The organism is Rodentibacter ratti (genome assembly GCF_002000485.1).
Taxonomy (GTDB): domain Bacteria; phylum Pseudomonadota; class Gammaproteobacteria; order Enterobacterales; family Pasteurellaceae; genus Rodentibacter; species Rodentibacter ratti.
Window position 1 is genome coordinate 241,024 of record NZ_MLAJ01000005.1, and the last position, 17,043, is coordinate 258,066.

The 17,043-nt window shown below is 38.3% G+C and carries 17 protein-coding genes; 11 read left to right on the forward strand and 6 right to left on the reverse strand.

The annotated features are described in order from the left end of the window. Positions 1 to 8: 8 nt before the first annotated feature. The gene (malQ, locus tag BKG94_RS06140; RefSeq protein ID WP_077435259.1) at positions 9 to 3,782 is read right to left on the reverse strand and encodes a 4-alpha-glucanotransferase; all 3,774 of its coding nucleotides are present in this window, start codon (positions 3,780 to 3,782) and stop codon (positions 9 to 11) included. Between the two features lie 180 nt (positions 3,783 to 3,962). Between malQ and BKG94_RS06145 the strand changes: the two genes are divergently transcribed. After that, positions 3,963 to 4,694, forward strand: a complete 732-nt coding sequence (locus BKG94_RS06145; protein ID WP_077435261.1) for a UTRA domain-containing protein — start codon at positions 3,963 to 3,965, stop codon at positions 4,692 to 4,694. Between the two features lie 100 nt (positions 4,695 to 4,794). Here the strand turns inward: BKG94_RS06145 and ytfE are convergent, their stop codons facing one another. Further along, on the reverse strand, positions 4,795 to 5,460 hold the full coding sequence (ytfE, locus tag BKG94_RS06150; protein WP_077435263.1) for an iron-sulfur cluster repair protein YtfE: 666 nt from the start codon (positions 5,458 to 5,460) through the stop codon (positions 4,795 to 4,797). 145 nt (positions 5,461 to 5,605) lie between these two features. Here ytfE and BKG94_RS06155 point away from each other — a divergent pair, with 145 nt between their 5' ends. From BKG94_RS06155 to cspD, 5 genes are all read left to right on the forward strand, one after another. Beyond that, positions 5,606 to 5,875 carry an acylphosphatase gene (locus BKG94_RS06155; protein ID WP_077435265.1) on the forward strand — a complete coding sequence of 90 codons (270 nt, stop codon included), beginning with the start codon at positions 5,606 to 5,608 and terminating at the stop codon, positions 5,873 to 5,875. Between the two features lie 86 nt (positions 5,876 to 5,961). Next, positions 5,962 to 6,276: a YqcC family protein gene (locus tag BKG94_RS06160; RefSeq protein WP_077435267.1), complete on the forward strand. Its 315-nt coding sequence runs from the start codon at positions 5,962 to 5,964 to the stop codon at positions 6,274 to 6,276. After that, positions 6,276 to 6,986 carry a tRNA pseudouridine(65) synthase TruC gene (gene truC / locus BKG94_RS06165; RefSeq protein WP_077435419.1) on the forward strand — a complete coding sequence of 237 codons (711 nt, stop codon included), beginning with the start codon at positions 6,276 to 6,278 and terminating at the stop codon, positions 6,984 to 6,986. Before BKG94_RS06160 ends, truC begins: the two co-directional genes overlap by 1 nt. 4 nt (positions 6,987 to 6,990) lie before the next feature. Beyond that, a complete protein-coding gene (locus BKG94_RS06170) occupies positions 6,991 to 7,149 on the forward strand; it encodes a YoaH family protein (RefSeq protein ID WP_077435269.1) in 159 nt (52 codons plus the stop codon). 148 nt (positions 7,150 to 7,297) lie between these two features. Further along, entirely contained in the window at positions 7,298 to 7,507 is a 210-nt protein-coding gene (gene cspD / locus BKG94_RS06175; protein ID WP_077435271.1) for a cold shock domain-containing protein CspD, read from the forward strand. An 81-nt stretch (positions 7,508 to 7,588) separates the two neighbouring features. Here cspD and matP read toward each other — a convergent pair whose 3' ends face one another. Then, complete coding sequence (gene matP, locus BKG94_RS06180) at positions 7,589 to 8,035, reverse strand: macrodomain Ter protein MatP (RefSeq protein ID WP_077435273.1); 447 nt, start codon at positions 8,033 to 8,035, stop codon at positions 7,589 to 7,591. 128 nt (positions 8,036 to 8,163) lie between these two features. Here matP and BKG94_RS06185 point away from each other — a divergent pair, with 128 nt between their 5' ends. Then, the gene (locus tag BKG94_RS06185) at positions 8,164 to 9,927 is read left to right on the forward strand and encodes an AAA family ATPase (protein ID WP_077435275.1); all 1,764 of its coding nucleotides are present in this window, start codon (positions 8,164 to 8,166) and stop codon (positions 9,925 to 9,927) included. 185 nt (positions 9,928 to 10,112) lie between these two features. Next, on the forward strand, positions 10,113 to 10,646 hold the full coding sequence (fabA, locus tag BKG94_RS06190) for a bifunctional 3-hydroxydecanoyl-ACP dehydratase/trans-2-decenoyl-ACP isomerase (RefSeq protein WP_077435277.1): 534 nt from the start codon (positions 10,113 to 10,115) through the stop codon (positions 10,644 to 10,646). A gap of 97 nt (positions 10,647 to 10,743) precedes the next feature. Here the strand turns inward: fabA and ybaK are convergent, their stop codons facing one another. Beyond that, a complete protein-coding gene (gene ybaK / locus BKG94_RS06195) occupies positions 10,744 to 11,223 on the reverse strand; it encodes a Cys-tRNA(Pro) deacylase (protein WP_077435279.1) in 480 nt (159 codons plus the stop codon). Positions 11,224 to 11,280: 57 nt separating this feature from the next. Between ybaK and BKG94_RS06200 the strand changes: the two genes are divergently transcribed. From BKG94_RS06200 to BKG94_RS06210, 3 genes are read left to right on the forward strand one after another with little or no spacing between them, the layout of a single operon-like run. Beyond that, the gene (locus tag BKG94_RS06200; protein WP_077435281.1) at positions 11,281 to 12,234 is read left to right on the forward strand and encodes an oxidoreductase; all 954 of its coding nucleotides are present in this window, start codon (positions 11,281 to 11,283) and stop codon (positions 12,232 to 12,234) included. 15 nt (positions 12,235 to 12,249) lie between these two features. Beyond that, a complete protein-coding gene (locus BKG94_RS06205; protein ID WP_077435283.1) occupies positions 12,250 to 13,545 on the forward strand; it encodes an NCS2 family permease in 1,296 nt (431 codons plus the stop codon). Positions 13,546 to 13,602: 57 nt separating this feature from the next. Continuing rightward, on the forward strand, positions 13,603 to 13,959 hold the full coding sequence (locus BKG94_RS06210) for a DsrE/DsrF/TusD sulfur relay family protein (protein WP_077435285.1): 357 nt from the start codon (positions 13,603 to 13,605) through the stop codon (positions 13,957 to 13,959). A 40-nt stretch (positions 13,960 to 13,999) separates the two neighbouring features. Here the strand turns inward: BKG94_RS06210 and BKG94_RS06215 are convergent, their stop codons facing one another. Together BKG94_RS06215 and BKG94_RS06220 are read right to left on the reverse strand one after the other, a co-directional pair. Then, entirely contained in the window at positions 14,000 to 14,197 is a 198-nt protein-coding gene (locus BKG94_RS06215) for a YnbE family lipoprotein (protein WP_077435287.1), read from the reverse strand. Further along, positions 14,181 to 16,916, reverse strand: coding sequence for a YdbH family protein (locus BKG94_RS06220; RefSeq protein ID WP_077435289.1), 2,736 nt, complete (start codon positions 16,914 to 16,916; stop codon positions 14,181 to 14,183). The genes BKG94_RS06215 and BKG94_RS06220 overlap by 17 nt, the downstream gene beginning before the upstream one ends. Positions 16,917 to 17,043 lie beyond the last annotated feature (127 nt).

The window sequence follows — 17,043 nt, forward strand, 5'->3', positions numbered from 1 at the left end:
CCCCTCCCTTAGCCCTCACAATGCCAAATATCCGCGTTATATTGTGCAATGGTTCGATCTGAGGAGAAGAAACCTGCTTTTGCGATATTTTGAATGACTTTTTTATTCCAACTATCTTGATCTTCATAATCTGCTAAAATTTGCTCTTTAGCTTTGACATAAGCGTTGAAGTCAATTAAGGTCATAAACCAGTCTTTGTTCAATAATTCATTATAGAGGCGTTTTAAACGTACCGAATTACCGAGTTTTACTAATGTCGGATTCACAATAAAATCTACGGCACGTTTAATATGTTCATCATTGGCGTAGTAATCTTTTGAAACATAGCCCGCCGTTTCATAAAGTTTAATAATACTTTGTGAATCTTTACCAAAGGTGTAAATATTCTCTGCACCCGCAAGCTCGGCAATCTCAACATTCGCACCGTCCATTGTTCCCAGCGTTAATGCACCATTAAGCATAAACTTCATATTACCTGTGCCGGAGGCTTCTTTTGAGGCAAGAGATATTTGCTCTGAAATATCCGTAGCCGGGATTAATTTTTCAGCCACGCTCACATTATAGTTTTCTACTAAATAAACATTTAAATATTTGTTTACTTCAGGATCGTTATTAATAAGTTCGGATAAACAAAGAATTAAATGAATAATATCTTGTGCAATTACATAAGCCGGTGCAGCTTTACCGCCAAAGATAACGGTAATTTTACGTTGAGGTAATTTACCTGCCTTAATTTCAAGATATTTATGAATCACATAAAGTGCATTCATTTGCTGACGTTTGTATTCATGGAAACGTTTAATTTGTGTATCAATAATTGAATTTTCATCTAATTCAATGCCTTTATTTTCTTTAAGATAGGTTTTTAAGGCCAATTTGTTTTTAAACTTAATTTCAGCCAGTTTTTGATGCACTTGTTTATCATCAGCAAAAGCCAGTAATTTTTCTAATTGTGTGGCGTCTTGTAAATAACTATCCCCAATGAGTTGTTTGAGGTAAGCCGCTAATTCTTGGTTGGAAAACTCTAACCAACGACGGAAAGTGATCCCGTTGGTTTTATTATTAAATTTCTCCGGATAAAGGGCATAAAATGCTTTGAGTTCCGCATTTTTCAAAATGTCTGTATGTAACGCTGCAACGCCATTGACCGAGTTTGAAAAATGGATATCCATGTGTGCCATATGGACACGATTGTCTTCATCAATAATTTGTACGGAAGGATCTTTATATTCGCTACGCACTAATTTATCTAATTTTTTAATGATGACGACTAAATGTGGTACGACTTTCTTTAAATAAGCAAGCGGCCATTTCTCTAAAGCTTCGGCAAGAATTGTGTGGTTGGTATAACCCACCATATTGCGCACGATTTCTACCGCTTCTGAAAATTTAAGATGGTGTTTTTCAGTAAGTAAGCGAATTAATTCAGGAATCACCATAGAAGGATGGGTATCATTAATTTGTACATAAGCATAATCCGCCAAATCGTATAAATTACTACCACGTTCAAGGGCTTCATCAATTAATAATTGTGCGGCATTGGAGACCATAAAATATTGTTGGTAAATGCGCAGTAATTCTCCATTTTTATCAGAGTCATCGGGATAAAGAAATAAAGTTAAATTTTCTTTAATGTTCGTTTTATCGAAGTTAATCCCATCTTTGATTAAGTGATAATTCACCGATTCAATATCAAATAAATTGAGGTAATTTTTAGTTGATTTTTTATAACCCAAGATATCAATACGGTCTAATCTTGAAGTTAAAGTAAAAGATTTAAATGGCACTTCATAGCTAATATTTGTTGGTATTAGCCAAGAATTTTCTTCGATCCAATAATTCGGTTCGGTTTTTTGTTCATTGCGTTTAAAGACTTGTTTAAATAAGCCGCAATGATAGTTCAAACCCACTCCTTCGGCATTTAAGCCAAGCGTCGCCATTGAGTCAATAAAACAGGAGGCTAAACGCCCTAGACCGCCATTTCCTAAAGAGGGTTCAGGTTCAATATCTTCAATATGGCTTAATGATTTTCCGGCTTGTGTCAATTCATCTTTAACTTCTTGATATATCCCAAGATTAATGAGATTGTTAGATAATAATTTACCAATCAAAAATTCAGCAGAAATATAATAAACTTTCCGTTTTCCGGTATTTTTTGGTTTATCCGCAGAAAGGGTTTTTATATAGTTTAATAACTGTGCATAAATAGCCTGATCATTTAATTCTTCAAGAGGCTTGTTTGTACTGGCTTGCACAAAATTACTAAATTTAATCATTGTTTTTTCCTTATTTGCTCTTTGATATAACGTGGTTATTTTCGTTAAGAAATCTTTTTTGTCTTGAGTTAAATCAGTGGTTTGCATCCGCCATTGCCAATTTCCGCCAATAGTAGAAGGAATATTCGTTCTTGAGCGGGTCGGCAAGTCTAAAATATCTTGCATCGTGGCAATCGCCGTATTACTGACCGTGGCGAATAATTGACGAATTACTGCCTGACAAATAGATTCATCAGCACCACGATGGGTATAATCATTGACATATTGTTGTTGTTCTGAGGTTAAATTGTCATACCAACCATTAATGACATCATTGTCGTGTGTGCCGGTGTAGGCAATACAATGAGGGATGCAATGATGTGGGCTATCAAAACTTGCGCCGGTGGTATCTTCAAAACCGAATTGTAAAATTTTCATACCGGGATAACCGCAATCCGCTAACAGTTTTTTCGCCTTATCATCAATATTACCCAGATCTTCAGCGATAATTGGTAAGTCACCTAATTGTTCTTTTACCGCTTCAAATAATTCGTAGCCGGGACCCGGTTGCCAGCTACCGTACTTGGCAATGTCTGCCTTGCCGTCCACTTGCCAGTAATCTGAAAAACCTTTGAAATGGTCGATACGCAGTACATCGTAAATTTTAAAGCTTTCCGCGATACGATAAATCCACCAAGCATAGCCTTGTTTTTTATGTTCGTCCCAATCATAAAGCGGGTTACCCCAAAGTTGCCCCGTCGCACTGAATTGATCGGCAGGAACCCCGGCTACAAATAGGGGATTACGTTCTGCATCCAATTGAAAGAGTTCCGGTTTTGTCCATACTTCCACACTATCGGAGGAGACATAAATCGGCATATCACCGATAATTTTAATGCCTTTTTGGTTAGCATAATCTTTCAGCGCTTGCCATTGTTGGAAGAAAAAGTATTGGGTCACTTTGAAATACTGAATTTGCTCTGCCAACATTGCGCGGTATTTTTCCAACGCCTCTGGCACACGGGCGATGGCTTGTTTGTCTTCCCATTTTTGCAATGCTTGATTGCCAAAATGTTCTTTAATTGCCATAAATTCCGCATAATCCGTCAACCAAGTGCGGTTATTTTCTGCAAAGTTTTCAAATTCAGGCTGTAACTTATCATTCGCAACAAAATTTTTTACCGCCGTTTCTAAAATCGGGCGTCTGGCATAAAAAATACGCTCATAATCAACTTGTGTCGGGTCATCGCCAAAATTGACAGAGATGTAGTCTTTTTCTTTTAAAAGTCCCATTTGTGTCAATAAATCAAAATCAATGAGATGGGTATTACCGGCAATGGCTGAGAAAGATTGATAAGGAGAATCGCCGTAGCTTGTTGTGGTTAATGGAAGGATTTGCCAGTAGGTTTGCTTAGTTTCAACCAAAAAATCGACAAAATCATAGGCGGATTGTCCAAAACTACCGATTCCGAATGAATTAGGTAATGAGGTGATGTGCATTAAAACACCGCTTGAACGAGTAAGCATAATTTTTCCTTATGGAAACAAAAACTGTCGCCAATTTTAGCTAAAATTTCTCGTTACGCAATATCTTTTACGTAAAAGTTTTATCATTAACGTAAAAGTGTGATTTGAATCACAATTTATACGTATAGCTTAGGTGATTTGTGTTATCCTATTGGCTAAGTAGGTAGCATGGAACGAAGAATGAGCAAATATAAAAACGTCTACAATGATATAAAAACTAAAATTAACAAAAATGTTTTAACGAAAAATCAGGAGTTGCCCAGTGAAAATGAGTTAATGCAGCATTATGGTTTTTCTAAAGACACTATCCGTAAAGCTCTTTTATTACTCGAAATGGACGGCTATATTCAAAAGCAACAGGGAAGAAATTCTATCGTCTTAGAACAAGAGAGGTTAAAACCTCAGATGCTTTCTGAAATTAAAACACAGAGAGAATTGGATTATTCTTCAACTCATCAAGTGAAAACAATGCTCACGAGTTTATATATTGTGCAAGGGGAGGAGGAATTAATGCATGTCTTCAATGTAAATGAACAAATTGATTTTTACCGTATAGGCCGAATACGTGAAATTGATGGAGAAAATGTTGAATACGAACTCTCTTATTTTGATCGTCGTATCGTGCCTTTTATTAGTCGTGATATTGCAGAGCAATCTATTTATCATTATTTAGAAAACGAATTAGGTTTGAACATTAGTCATTCACAACGGAAAATTGTCTTTCGTTATGCTAATGAGGAAGAAAAAAACACCTTAGATCTTGGAGAATATGAGATGGTTGTTAATGTAACCAGTACAACTTATTTAGAGGATGGACGTCCGTTTCAGTATGGTAGTATTAGTTATCGCCCTGATAAAATTATCTTTGCCACGACAGCAAAACGGAATGTAAAACATTCATCATCAGAGTAACGATATGCTGAGGTTTTATCGTTTTCAGTTGGCACAAATTTTTGTGCCACTACTGCATAATATCTAAAATTTTGACCGCACTTTGTTCTGTTTATCGTATTTATTTTTCGTTTAATACGCTTGGGAACAAAATATTATTTTCTAAATGAATGTGGTGCATTAAATCGTCAATAAAGGCGTTAATACCGCTATAAAGCGCACGCCAACTAAAACAGGCATCTTCCGGCGGTATAAGGTGATTTGTAATGGATTTCAACACTTCTACATCTTGTCCCGCCTCATCATGTTCCATTTCCATTACTCGAATTGGCATTGCCGCCATTGCATAATTGCCCATTTTAATCATTGGGAAAAGAATGTTTTCTTCTTTCATCATATGCTGACTTAATTCTGCATGGATTTTTTCTAATAATGCGGCTGTTCCAACGGGGCAATCTTCGCGATCAGCATGCACATTTTCTACTTTTTCTGCTAATGTAATGAGTTCGGGTAATTGTTCGCGATGGCGATTGTGGAAACGTTCTATAATATGTTCAATCAGTTCATTGTAAGGTGCATCTGACCAATTTTTTTCCCTATTTTCTTGCTGTTGTAGATTTGCCAAACGTGCTTCAATTTCAGCGAGATTAAGATTTTTTTGCTGTGCTGCTACTTCCAAAAGAGCAGAACCACCACAACAGAAATCAAGATTATATTCACGGAAAATTTTTGTTGCACCAGGAATTGCAACGGCTAATTCACTAAGTTTTTGTTGAGCAAAAGACATAATAAGCACTCCATTTAAGCCAAATAAATCCGATAAAAATAGTAGGGTATTTTGTGGAAAATAGAAAGCCTGGAATTTTATTTCTTGATAAAATGATGATCAAAATCAAGGAAAATACCTAGTAAGAGTTGGTTTGAGGGATTATATGACAAAACAATTTTTCATTTATGGGCGAGTACAAGGCGTAGGATTTCGTTATTTTACTTGGAAAGAAGCGAAAAAATTAGGGATTAAAGGCTCAGTCAAAAATCGAGCTGACGGTTCGGTGGAAGCCATTGCACAGGGGAGCGAAGAGCAGTTAGAGGCTTTTGAACAATGGCTAAAGTTAGGTCCTAGAACGGCAAAAGTTGAGCGAGTGATGGCGACTATTCATAAAGAAATTTCAGCTGAAGATTTTTCGGTGATTCATGGTTAAAAATGACCGCACTTTTTGCCTAGCCACTCGGTTTTACGTAGAATACAGCAATTTTCTAAGTTGCGAGTTTCATTATAAGGAGGATTATGCGTAATCAAACTAAGCTTCATCTTGAACAACTTCAACAAACCATGCAACGTTTGAATTTGTGGCAGTCTGTACCTCCGGCACAGGAGGCATTTTTGAGCGAAGAACCTTTTTCTCTTGATACTATGGCTCCGGAAGAATGGTTGCAATGGGTGTTTATTCCACGTATGTACGCTTTGTTAGATAGTGGCGCGCCACTACCAAGCCAAATTGCGATTTCTCCCTATATTGAAGAAGCCATGAAAGAGTTTGATGATCTTGCTTCATTGCTTGTCCCTTTAATTGCCTTAGAAGACATATTACAGAATCAATGATCCTAGAGATTTTATATCAAGATAAATGGCTGGTTGCCGTGAATAAACCAGCCGGAATGTTAGTGCACCGTAGTTGGTTAGATCCCCACGAGACACAATTTATTATGCAAACGCTACGTGATCAAATCGGGCAGCATGTCTTTCCTATTCACCGTTTAGATCGTCCTACATCCGGCGTGTTACTATTTGCCTTAAGCAGTGAAATTGCAAACTTGATGTGTTGCCAATTTGAGCAAAAAAAGGTAAAAAAGTCCTATTTAGCGGTGTTGCGTGGTTATCTGGAGGGAAGAGGTCGAATTGAGTATCCGTTGAAAATTCAGCTTGATAAAATTGCCGATAAATTTGCACAAGAGGACAAAACGGCACAAGAAGCGATCACGGATTATGAATGCCTGAAAACCGTAGAAATGCCTTATGCGGTGGGGCGTTATAACACGTCACGCTATTCTTTGGTACGCTTAATTCCGCATACAGGAAGAAAGCATCAGTTACGCAGGCATTGCAAACATATTTTTCATCCTATACTAGGAGACACTCAATACGGCGATTTACACCAAAATCGGGCTTTGACAGAAAATATGAGTTGTAAACGTTTATTGTTACATTCAGAAATGCTATGTTTTATACATCCTATTTCACAGGAAGAAATCATAATTCGAGCACCATTGGATGAGCAATGGCAAGATTTAATGGCAAAATTGGGTTGGTAAATTTATGTTAGATATTCAATTAACACATGAAGAACAGCAAAGAGCGGTTGAAAAAATTCAGGAATTAATGGCAAAAGGTATAAATAGTGGTGAAGCAATTCAAATTGTGGCAAGAGAATTGCGCGAATTATATGAAAAATCAGAAAAAAACATTGAAAAGTAAAAATATTTTGTGATCTCTATAACACTTTTTAATATTGCTTGTTGCATAAGAAATCAAAATATTTAAATATAGTGACCACTTAAGGTGATAAGGCATACGTCTTATTTGTTTTATGGTTGTATAGGCGAAGCCCTATAAGAGGTCAATAATGGAAATTGGTATTGTTAAGTGGTTTAATAACGCAAAAGGATTTGGTTTTATTTCCGCAGAAGGCGTGGATGCTGATATCTTCGCACATTACTCTGTAATTGAAATGGATGGTTATCGTTCATTAAAAGCAGGACAAAAAGTGCAGTTTGAAGTGATTCACGGCGATAAAGGATCTCATGCCACAAAAATTATTCCAATCGTGGAATAAAGTAAGGGCGTGAATCAAACCGCGTTCTTAAATTTCTCTATTTAGTTTAATTCAAAAGACAGGGCTTACCACCTTGTCTTTTTATTTTAATAAATTTTTAAGGCTATCTTTCATTGCCGACATTTGGCTTTCATATAGGGCTTTACTTTCACGTTCATCGATCATATAAGTGATCGTTTCTGAAAGTGTCATCTTCATTTTACGTGAGTATTTTGAAAGACGTAGCCAAACGGCATATTCCAAATCAATAGATTTTTTTTTGGTAGATTGCTTTTCCCCATTGAAAAAACGTTTGCGTCTTGCCCGAATAGCTTGATCCAATTTAATTGGCAATGCCGTAGAAAGATGCTGCTTAATCCAATTCTCAATCTTTTCCGGATAATTTTGGCTTTCCAATAATTCTGCTACAATGGATTCTCGCAGGCTTTTTTCTTCGTACCGAGTGATATTTTCACCTTCACGATATTTTCGAATGAGGTAAATCCATTTCCAATTAGCTTCTTGGTTTTCTAACTTTTGATATTTCATGACATATAATATTTAGTGACGTGGTAACTCGTTTAATATACGTGTTTTAAATTAATTTTTCCAGCTGATTTTTACAATGTACATAAATATGAGATAATGCGGGCAATTTTACTAATGAGAAATCGCCAGTGAGTTCATCTTTCTTTCAAGAACAATCCCTTAATTGGGAATCGCTACAGCCCCAATTAAACTATACTGAACAACCTACTCAACCCCTTGATTTTTGGGCCTTACAGCCGAATGCCAAAAATGCCCTTTCTTTGTTTTTACGTAATCCAAATCGTTCCCTTATCGTGCTAAAAGCAGATGATCAGAGCGATTATGCAGACTTGCTTACGCCGTTAGTACGGAAAATGCTACCCCAAGTGCGGTCGATTTTTGGGGTAAATTATATTGTGAAACAGGGGGATTCTTTTTCATTTCCTCGAATAGTGGTAGAGCCGGCAAAATCTTTGGAAGATAATTTCGCTGCTGCAGGCGAAGTGCTAAGTGCATTATATTGTGATCAATTTCAACTCTTTGGTAGTGTGAAACTACATCCGAGTTCACAAGATATTCAACTTCATCCGGGACTAGTTCACCGTGCTAATGGGGGCGTGTTGATTTTGAGCGCTTCAACATTATTGGCACAATTTGATTTATGGCAACGCTTAAAACACATTTTACAAACCAAACACTTCGATTGGTATTCTGCTCATCCCTTTAAAACACTATCTTGCGAAATTCCAAGTTATCTGCTTGATGTCAAAGTGATCGTGCTAGGCAATCGCACAGAACTTGCCACATTGGGGGAACTGGAAGAAAATTTATACAATTTTTCGGATTATGCCGAAATTGAAAGCTATCTTTCAGTAACCGATATTGATGAGCAAAAAAATTGGGTTGGCTATGTTCAAGGTGTAGCGGAAGAAAATCAGCTCGCGTTGGATTTTTCAGCATTGAATAAATTGTATCAATTTCTTGTAAGAAAAAGTGAGAATCGATTTTTAATTAATGCTTCTCCTGCAATATTGAAAAATATACTACTTAATACCGCGACACTTGCACAAAAAACATCACTAAGTGCGGTTGATTTTGAGGCATTTTTTCAACAGCAAAGGCTACAACACGGCTTTTTAAAAGAACAAACCTATGCCGATATTCTCAATGAACAGGTTTATGTGGAAACAGCAGGTGAAATTGTCGGACAAATTAATGGTTTATCCGTGATTGAATACCCCGGTACACCAGTGGTCTTTGGTGAGCCTTCACGTATTAGTTGCGTGGTGCAATTTGGTGAAGGGGAAGTGGTGGACGTAGAACGTAAAAATGAACTTGCCGGAAATTTACACGGTAAAGGAATGATGATTGCGCAAGCCTGTTTGTCGAATATTTTGGAATTACCTTCACAACTCCCTTTTTCCGCCTCCCTGGTTTTTGAGCAATCTTACGGTGAAATTGATGGAGATAGTGCATCGTTAGCTATTTTTTGCGTGCTTGTCAGTGCATTGGCTGAATTGCCTTTGCCACAACATATTGCAGTAACCGGTTCAATTGATCAATTTGGACTTGTACATGCAGTAGGCGGTGTGAATGATAAAATTGAGGGCTTTTTCACCATTTGCCAACGAAGAGGGCTTACCGGAAAGCAAGGCGTCATTATTCCGGCAACAACCATTCAGCAATTGAGCCTTTCTGATGAAGTAGTAAGTGCGGTCAAAAATGGTGAATTTTTTATTTTTCCGGTAGAAGATATTTATCAAACCTGTGAATTGATTTTCCAACGGGATCTATTAGAAGAAGAAAATCAAATTTACGAAGATAGCAAAACGCCGATTTCTCGCCTTATCCAGCGGCGAATTGATTTTCGTGCAGAGCCACCGAAGAAAGGCTTGTTTAATTTTTTCAGATAGTTACAAGTTAAAGAGCGAACAAATGTTCGCTCTTCTTTTTTACATGATGTCTATGGTTCAATCATTGCAAAACTGATCGGACAAGTTCAGCTAACAAGTGTTTTCTATTTACAGTGTTTTTTATTCCTTTTAAAATGCTTAATATCAGTGGTTCACTGGAATAAAATAAATTATAGGAAGAAAAAATGCAAAACACTTGTACACCAAATAAGAAAGAAAGTTACAGCTATGAAGATTTACTTGCGTCCGGTCGCGGTGAACTATTTGGTGCTGAAGGGCCTCAGCTTCCCGCTCCGACAATGCTAATGATGGATCGTATTGTTAAAATGACGGAAGACGGCGGTACTTTTGGAAAAGGCTATATTGAGGCGGAATTGGATATTAATCCGAATTTACCTTTTTTTGGTTGCCATTTTATTGGCGATCCGGTGATGCCGGGATGTTTAGGCTTAGACGCTATGTGGCAATTAGTAGGCTTTTTTCTAGGTTGGATCGGTGGTAAAGGAAAAGGTCGTGCGTTAGGGGTTGGAGAAGTCAAATTTACCGGTCAGATTTTACCCACAGCAAAAAAAGTAATTTACCGTATTAATATGAAGCGGGTAATTAACCGTAAATTAGTCATGGGAATGGCTGATGGGGAAGTCGAAGTCGATGGACGCGTTATTTATACCGCTACGGATTTGAAAGTCGGATTGTTTCAAGATACTTCTGCTTTTTAATGATTGGCAGGATAAAAATTTTAATCCTGACAATTAAAAACAGATATACTTAATGGATTTTTGGGACAGGCTGATTGCCTGTCTCTTTTTATTGTTCTTATTCTTCATCAATCACATCCAGAAACTTAGCATTCAATAAGATTGCCAAGTCTTTAGGAGCCAGTTCTACACTTAACCCTCGTTTTCCTCCGGAAACATAGATCGTCTCAAATTCAAGTGCGGTTGAATTTATCACTGTTTTTAGCCGTTTCTTTTGCCCGAGAGGGCTAATTCCTCCAACTAAATATCCCGTACTTTTTTGGGCAAAATCTTTATCTGCCATTTCCACTTTTTTGGTCTCGATGGCTTTGGCAGCTTTTTTTAGATTTAGCATATTTGCTGTTGGTAAAACGAAACAAGCCAGCTTTTTTTGATCGCCGTTTTCAGCCACCAGTAAGGTTTTAAAAGAACGATGGGGATCAATGCCCAGTTTTTCAGCCGCCTCATCGCCAAAATGGGGATTGTTGGGATCATGCTCATAAGTATGAGGAATAAAAGGAATTTTCTGTTTTTTGAGTAAATCGATTGCCGGTGTCATTTTATTTCTAGCCCTTTTTTTGTAGAATGGATCGCTTATTTTATAGCGGAGAAAAAAATGGATGCAAGCCTAAATATCGCCATTGCGGCAGAATTTGAATTGTGTGAAAAAATTGTTGAAGCACTGGAACAAAGTGAACTTAATATTGCGAAAGTGACAGTGGTTGAAATTTATCCTTTTGAGGAAGAACAAGGGATTCGTTTTAAAAATAAAAGTGTTGCGCAATGTTCACTAAAAGAAATGGATTGGAATGAGGCAGATTACCTCTTTTTCGCAGGCACCGTAGAACAAGCCTCCTATATCGCTGATGCGGCAGAGCAGGGTTGCGTAGTGATTGATATGAAAGGGGTATGTAGCACTCTTTCGGATGTGCCTGTGGTGGTACCAAGTATTAATGAATCGGATCTCGTCGAATTAAGACAACGTCACATTGTCAGCTTACCTGATCCTCAAGTCAGCCAACTTGCATTGGCAATTCATCCTTTATTACAACAGACGAACCTGACTCAAATTTTCACCACATCTTTACTTCCGGCCTCTTATCAAAATGGCGAAACTGTCAATAAACTTGCAGGGCAAACGGCTCGTTTGTTGAATGGCATTCCGTTAGATGACGAGGAAACTCGTTTGGCATTTGATGTCTATCCACAACAAACAATGGCTTTATCAGCGCAATTTCAAAAGATTTTTCCTCAATGTCATTCGGTGATATTTCATGCTGTGCAGGTGCCGGTGTTTTACGGAATGGCACAAAAAGTGATCGCACTTTGGGACTATGAAGCAAATTTCCAAGCGCAAGATAATGAGTTTGTACAATATCATGATACAAGCATTACACCAGTAATAAATGGTGAAAAAGAAAGTGGTGAAGCAGAAGTAAAATTACATATCAATTCATTAAGTACGCTCGAAAATGGGATTGAATTCTGGACGGTAGCAGACGAGCAGCGTTTTAATCTCGCTCATCTTTCCGTAAAATTACTCGAAGCGATTTATCATCAAGGTTATTAATTTTAAGGAACAATTATGTTAGAACGACTTTTCAAATTGCGTGAAAAAGGCTCGAACACGAAAACCGAAATTATCGCCGGTATCACCACCTTTTTTACTATGGTTTATATTGTCTTTGTGAACCCGTCAATTTTGGGGGATGCAGGGATGGACAAGCAGGTTGTATTTGTCACCACCTGTTTAATTGCCAGCATTGGTACGATGGCGATGGGACTTTTCAGTAATCTGCCTATCGCCCTCGCACCGGCAATGGGGCTGAATGCCTTTTTTGCTTATGTGGTGGTGGGTAAATTAGGTTATTCATGGGAAATTGGAATGGGGACGATTTTCTGGGGCTCCGTAGGATTATTGGTGCTTACCCTGTTGCAAGTGCGTTATTGGTTAATGGCGTCTATCCCATTGAGTATTCGTGTGGGAATTGGTGCAGGGATTGGCTTTTTCATCGCATTGATTGGTTTTAAAAATATGGGGCTTGTGGTGGCAAACCCTGCCACATTAGTGGCGCTGGGTGATTTGCATGATCCTAAAGTGCTCCTTGGTGTACTGGGCTTTTTCATTATCGTAGTATTAGCGGCGCGCAATATTTTTTCCGGTGTATTGATTTCCATTGCAGTGGTCACGGGGCTTGCCCTTTGGTTAGATGATACGGTGATGTTCCACGGTATTATTTCTATGCCGCCTGCATTAGATACCGTGGTGGGCAAAGTGGATATTGCCGGTGCGTTAGATACCGCATTGCTTGGCATTATTTTTTCATTTTTATTAGTCAATTTATTCGATTCTTCCGGCACCTTATTAGGCGTGACGGACAAGGCCGGTATCAGCGATGAAAAAGGGCGTTTCCCAAAAATGAAACAAGCTTTACTGGTGGATAGTATGAGTGCGGTGGGCGGTGCTTATATCGGTACTTCGGCAATCAGTACCTACATCGAAAGTGGGGCAGGTGTTTCCGTGGGAGGACGCACAGGTTTAACGGCAGTAACCGTGGGCGTGTTATTTTTACTGACGATTTTCTTCTCGCCGCTCACCGCCGTTGTGCCGGCTTATGCGACAGCCGGGGCATTGGTTTATGTGGGAATTTTAATGGCATCCAGCTTAATTCGTGTGTCGTGGGAGGATTTAACGGAGGCGGCACCGGCATTTATTACCGCAGCTATGATGCCTTTCACTTATTCCATCACGGAAGGGATCGCCTTCGGCTTTATCAGTTATTGCATTATGAAAGCCTGCACCGGCCGCATTAAAGAAATCAACGCACCGGTTTGGGTCGTTTCCCTTTTATTTATTGCGAAATTCGTGTGGGTGGGTTAATCACAGGGGCGAGCCTAAGGTTCGCCTTTTTTACATTCAAAGAAAAGAGGATATATTATGCAAAACATTCTTTTTATTATTCATTCCTCACCTTATGGGGATGAACATTTTTTTAGTGCGTTACGTTTGGCATTACAATTGCAAGAACAGCATAAAAGTGCGGTTAATTTGAAACTCTTTTTAATGTCCGATGCGGTAAGCGGTGGATTGGCAAAACAAAATCCGACGGAAGGGTATCATTTACAACAAATGCTGGAGATTTTAACGGCTCAAGGAGCAACGGTAAAACTTTGCAAAACCTGTACTAACGCACGAGGGATCACGGATTTACCTTTAGCGGAAGGGGTGGAAATCGGCACATTGGTAGAGCTTGCCGATTGGACGGTAGAAGCGGATAAGGTATTAAATTTTTAAGAAATGAAATGGCTTACAAAGGTAAGCCATTATTTTTTCTTTATTTTTTATTTTCTATCGCAGCTTTGGTTTTTTCATCCATCGTGACATTAATATTATGATCCACCACCACATTCATATTTATAGTGATGCCTTCTTTGGGTGTATCAAGCTGGATAGTCGGGGTGCAGCCTGCCAATAAGTTAAGGGAAAATAACGCCACAAAAAAGTGTGCTTGATTTTTAAGGTGTTTTTTCATGTTCTAAATTTTGATAAAGCTGATATTGTAAATTTTGTTCAAATTGTGCACCGTAGTCAATCATATTCCATAATTCAAACATATTTTCTTGATGATGATAATTTAATGTAATCGGGGCATGATTGGGATTATTGACATTGAAACCTTTGATAGTGGCTCGTAAATTCATTTGTCCGTTTGGAGCGAGATGAATATTGGCATGAGTGTTTTGGAGATCCATTTCTTTTAATAAATCAACTAGAATGCTTTCGGTTAAACCGCCTTTTTTTAGCCCTTTGGCAACCTCATCATTTAATTTAATTCGCATTTTATCGGCTTGTTGTAATGTTCCGTCACAAATTAAACAGGCAGAATGATTGAGCCAAAAAGGTAAGGTTGCATTGATACGCCCTTCCAAATGAACTTGATTATATTGTGCCATTGTCATCACCCGTTGGAGATCTATATTACGGAATTTTAGCGTGGCGATTTTATCTTGCGGAAAATTCAGTTTGTCTATGGTTAATTCACCGTCAAATAAACCGATTCTTACATGACTTAGGGTAATTGGTTTTGCCTTAGAGTTCGGATAAGTACCGGATAAATTAAAGGCTGCATCATTCAGGAATAATGCGCCTTTACGCATATTACGAACAGAAACCTTAATTGGATTTTTAGTTGAATTTTGTAAAGCATTATTCTGATAATTAACTGGGAAACGAATGTCTAAATCTTCAATTTCACCATCAGGAAAGGAAAGTCCGGCATTGTAAAGGTGCACGTCCCCTTTCATCTTAATCCCTTTATGATCAATATTAAAATTGCTAGCCCCTTTAATATGCCCATTATGAATTAACCAGCCCCATTGTTGTGGAAAAAGGGATTGGAATACATTTGCCGATTGTTTTTGCCAACTGATTTTTCCTGTTAGTTTTTGATTTTTATAACGGGCTCGCAGATCGATCGGACCGAGTGTTCCCGCTTTTAAATCACCGGCGATATTAAAACGTTCGATACTTTCCCCATCAATACCGACACCAAAAACAGGCTGGGTAAAAGCGCCGCCGTAATCAAAGGCAATTCGTTCACTTTTGATTTGTAACAAACCGCGAATATGAGATTTTTCATAATCCCAGCGTAAATGATCTTTTAATTCTAACGAGAGAGGCGACATAGTTATGCCGTTTGTTTGAATTTTATCGGAATGGGCGGTGAGTTGATTTAATTCAATATGATCCCCTTGCCAAAATCCGACACCTTGTAGTTTGACCGGAGTTTTTAAGGTATTCCAATAAGCGTTGCCTTGAATTGTCCAATCCCAGCGGTTATTGGCATTGCTTTCAGCATTTTGTAATCTCTGTTGTGGATCACGTAATTCAAAAACGGTTTTGATCCCGGCAATAAATTCATCAGCCAGTCCATTCAATTTCACATCAATAGCGGAAAATTGTGCTGTGAAACCTTTCAGGGTCGCTTGTAGCCGACCGTTTAACCCGTATTTACCAATTTGGATATGATCGAGTGGCAGACGGACGTGAATATTAGTGTCTTGCTGTTGATTATCCATTTTGAAAATGGAATCTTTGTTAAAACGAAGTAAAGGGTCATTAAATGAACCCCCGAGATGATAGGTTAAATTCGTGTGTGCAACCGTATTGTTATAGCGCAAATCACCGCGCGTTTTTAAATTAAAATGGATCTGATCTTGTTTTTCTCCCCCGCCAATTTCGCCATTTTCACCGGAAATCACAATCTCACCTTTACCATACTCACCGAAGGTTTGCACGATGATGTTAGTATCAATCCCAAAGGGAAACCAACCTTTGGGCGGAGTACGTAAAGATAATCCCAAAAAGCCTTTAATAGGCTGATAACCGTCAAAGGTCCAATAAAATGTTCCCCAAGAAATTTCCAGTCCGTTCTGAGTAAAAATAAAGGGTATGTCTAATAATGGTGATTTTCTGGTGAGATCTTGTGCTTTAATGACGCCATTTTCACCTTCCCAAGACAAGGTTGCCTCCCCGTGATTGACGGAAAAATGAGGGTTTTGCCAGCTGAGAGCGATCTCACCTTTTGGCTGAATTTGTAGAATTTCATCATTTAATTGAACATTAAAATGTGATTGATAAGATTGCTTTTCTTCCGGTTGATAATGAAGTGTTCCTTGCCAAATAAAGTGATTGTCTTGAGGGGAGAAGGTGGATTGATGATGTAATATTAATCCTTTGTCATTTTGGGCGGATAAATTCAGCTGAAATTGATCCCGGTTACGATTTACCGTTGCGGAAATATCGGCATTGAGAATGTCCTGAAAAACGGGCGGAACAAGATTGTTACCATTTGAAACTTGAAATTGCTTAATATTCATTTCAAAGGTCGGTATTGTCGCAAAAAGTGCGGTCAATTTTAGCGGTGTTTTATCGTGACTACTTGGCATGGTTTGAATACAGGCATAATCGATTATGGCATTTCCAACCGTTAAATGGGGTGAAAACCAACCGCTAAGCTGAATATTATGGAGATCTGCCAACGTACATTTTGCTGAATTGACTTGCAAAATAGGGAGGGTTAATCCTTTCGTATTTATCGTCCAATTATCGGCGAGTTGTACAGAATAATTCGGCGCAAGGAAATAGTTTACCACCCGTTCAATTTGTTTTGGTGCGATCCACCATGGTAAAGAAATTGTTCCGATTAAAAGCATCAACGCCAACAAGGCACAACAGCGACCCTTTCGCATATTTCCTCAATTATCTTGTTTTTGTAACGGTTTATTGTAACGAAATAATTGCCGTTAAAAAATCACTTTAATGCATAGCCAAAGCAGCAATTCCCCCCTAAAATAGAGTCTATTGAATCCCTCATTT

Coding starts and splice junctions, on each gene's coding strand:
- malQ (WP_077435259.1), bottom strand. CDS start 3,782: ATGCTTACTCGTTCAAGCGGTGTTTTAATGCACATCACCTCATTACCT.
- BKG94_RS06145 (WP_077435261.1), top strand. CDS start 3,963: ATGAGCAAATATAAAAACGTCTACAATGATATAAAAACTAAAATTAAC.
- ytfE (WP_077435263.1), bottom strand. CDS start 5,460: ATGTCTTTTGCTCAACAAAAACTTAGTGAATTAGCCGTTGCAATTCCT.
- BKG94_RS06155 (WP_077435265.1), top strand. CDS start 5,606: ATGACAAAACAATTTTTCATTTATGGGCGAGTACAAGGCGTAGGATTT.
- BKG94_RS06160 (WP_077435267.1), top strand. CDS start 5,962: ATGCGTAATCAAACTAAGCTTCATCTTGAACAACTTCAACAAACCATG.
- BKG94_RS06170 (WP_077435269.1), top strand. CDS start 6,991: ATGTTAGATATTCAATTAACACATGAAGAACAGCAAAGAGCGGTTGAA.
- cspD (WP_077435271.1), top strand. CDS start 7,298: ATGGAAATTGGTATTGTTAAGTGGTTTAATAACGCAAAAGGATTTGGT.
- matP (WP_077435273.1), bottom strand. CDS start 8,035: ATGAAATATCAAAAGTTAGAAAACCAAGAAGCTAATTGGAAATGGATT.
- fabA (WP_077435277.1), top strand. CDS start 10,113: ATGCAAAACACTTGTACACCAAATAAGAAAGAAAGTTACAGCTATGAA.
- ybaK (WP_077435279.1), bottom strand. CDS start 11,223: ATGACACCGGCAATCGATTTACTCAAAAAACAGAAAATTCCTTTTATT.
- BKG94_RS06200 (WP_077435281.1), top strand. CDS start 11,281: ATGGATGCAAGCCTAAATATCGCCATTGCGGCAGAATTTGAATTGTGT.
- BKG94_RS06205 (WP_077435283.1), top strand. CDS start 12,250: ATGTTAGAACGACTTTTCAAATTGCGTGAAAAAGGCTCGAACACGAAA.
- BKG94_RS06210 (WP_077435285.1), top strand. CDS start 13,603: ATGCAAAACATTCTTTTTATTATTCATTCCTCACCTTATGGGGATGAA.
- BKG94_RS06215 (WP_077435287.1), bottom strand. CDS start 14,197: ATGAAAAAACACCTTAAAAATCAAGCACACTTTTTTGTGGCGTTATTT.
- BKG94_RS06220 (WP_077435289.1), bottom strand. CDS start 16,916: ATGCGAAAGGGTCGCTGTTGTGCCTTGTTGGCGTTGATGCTTTTAATC.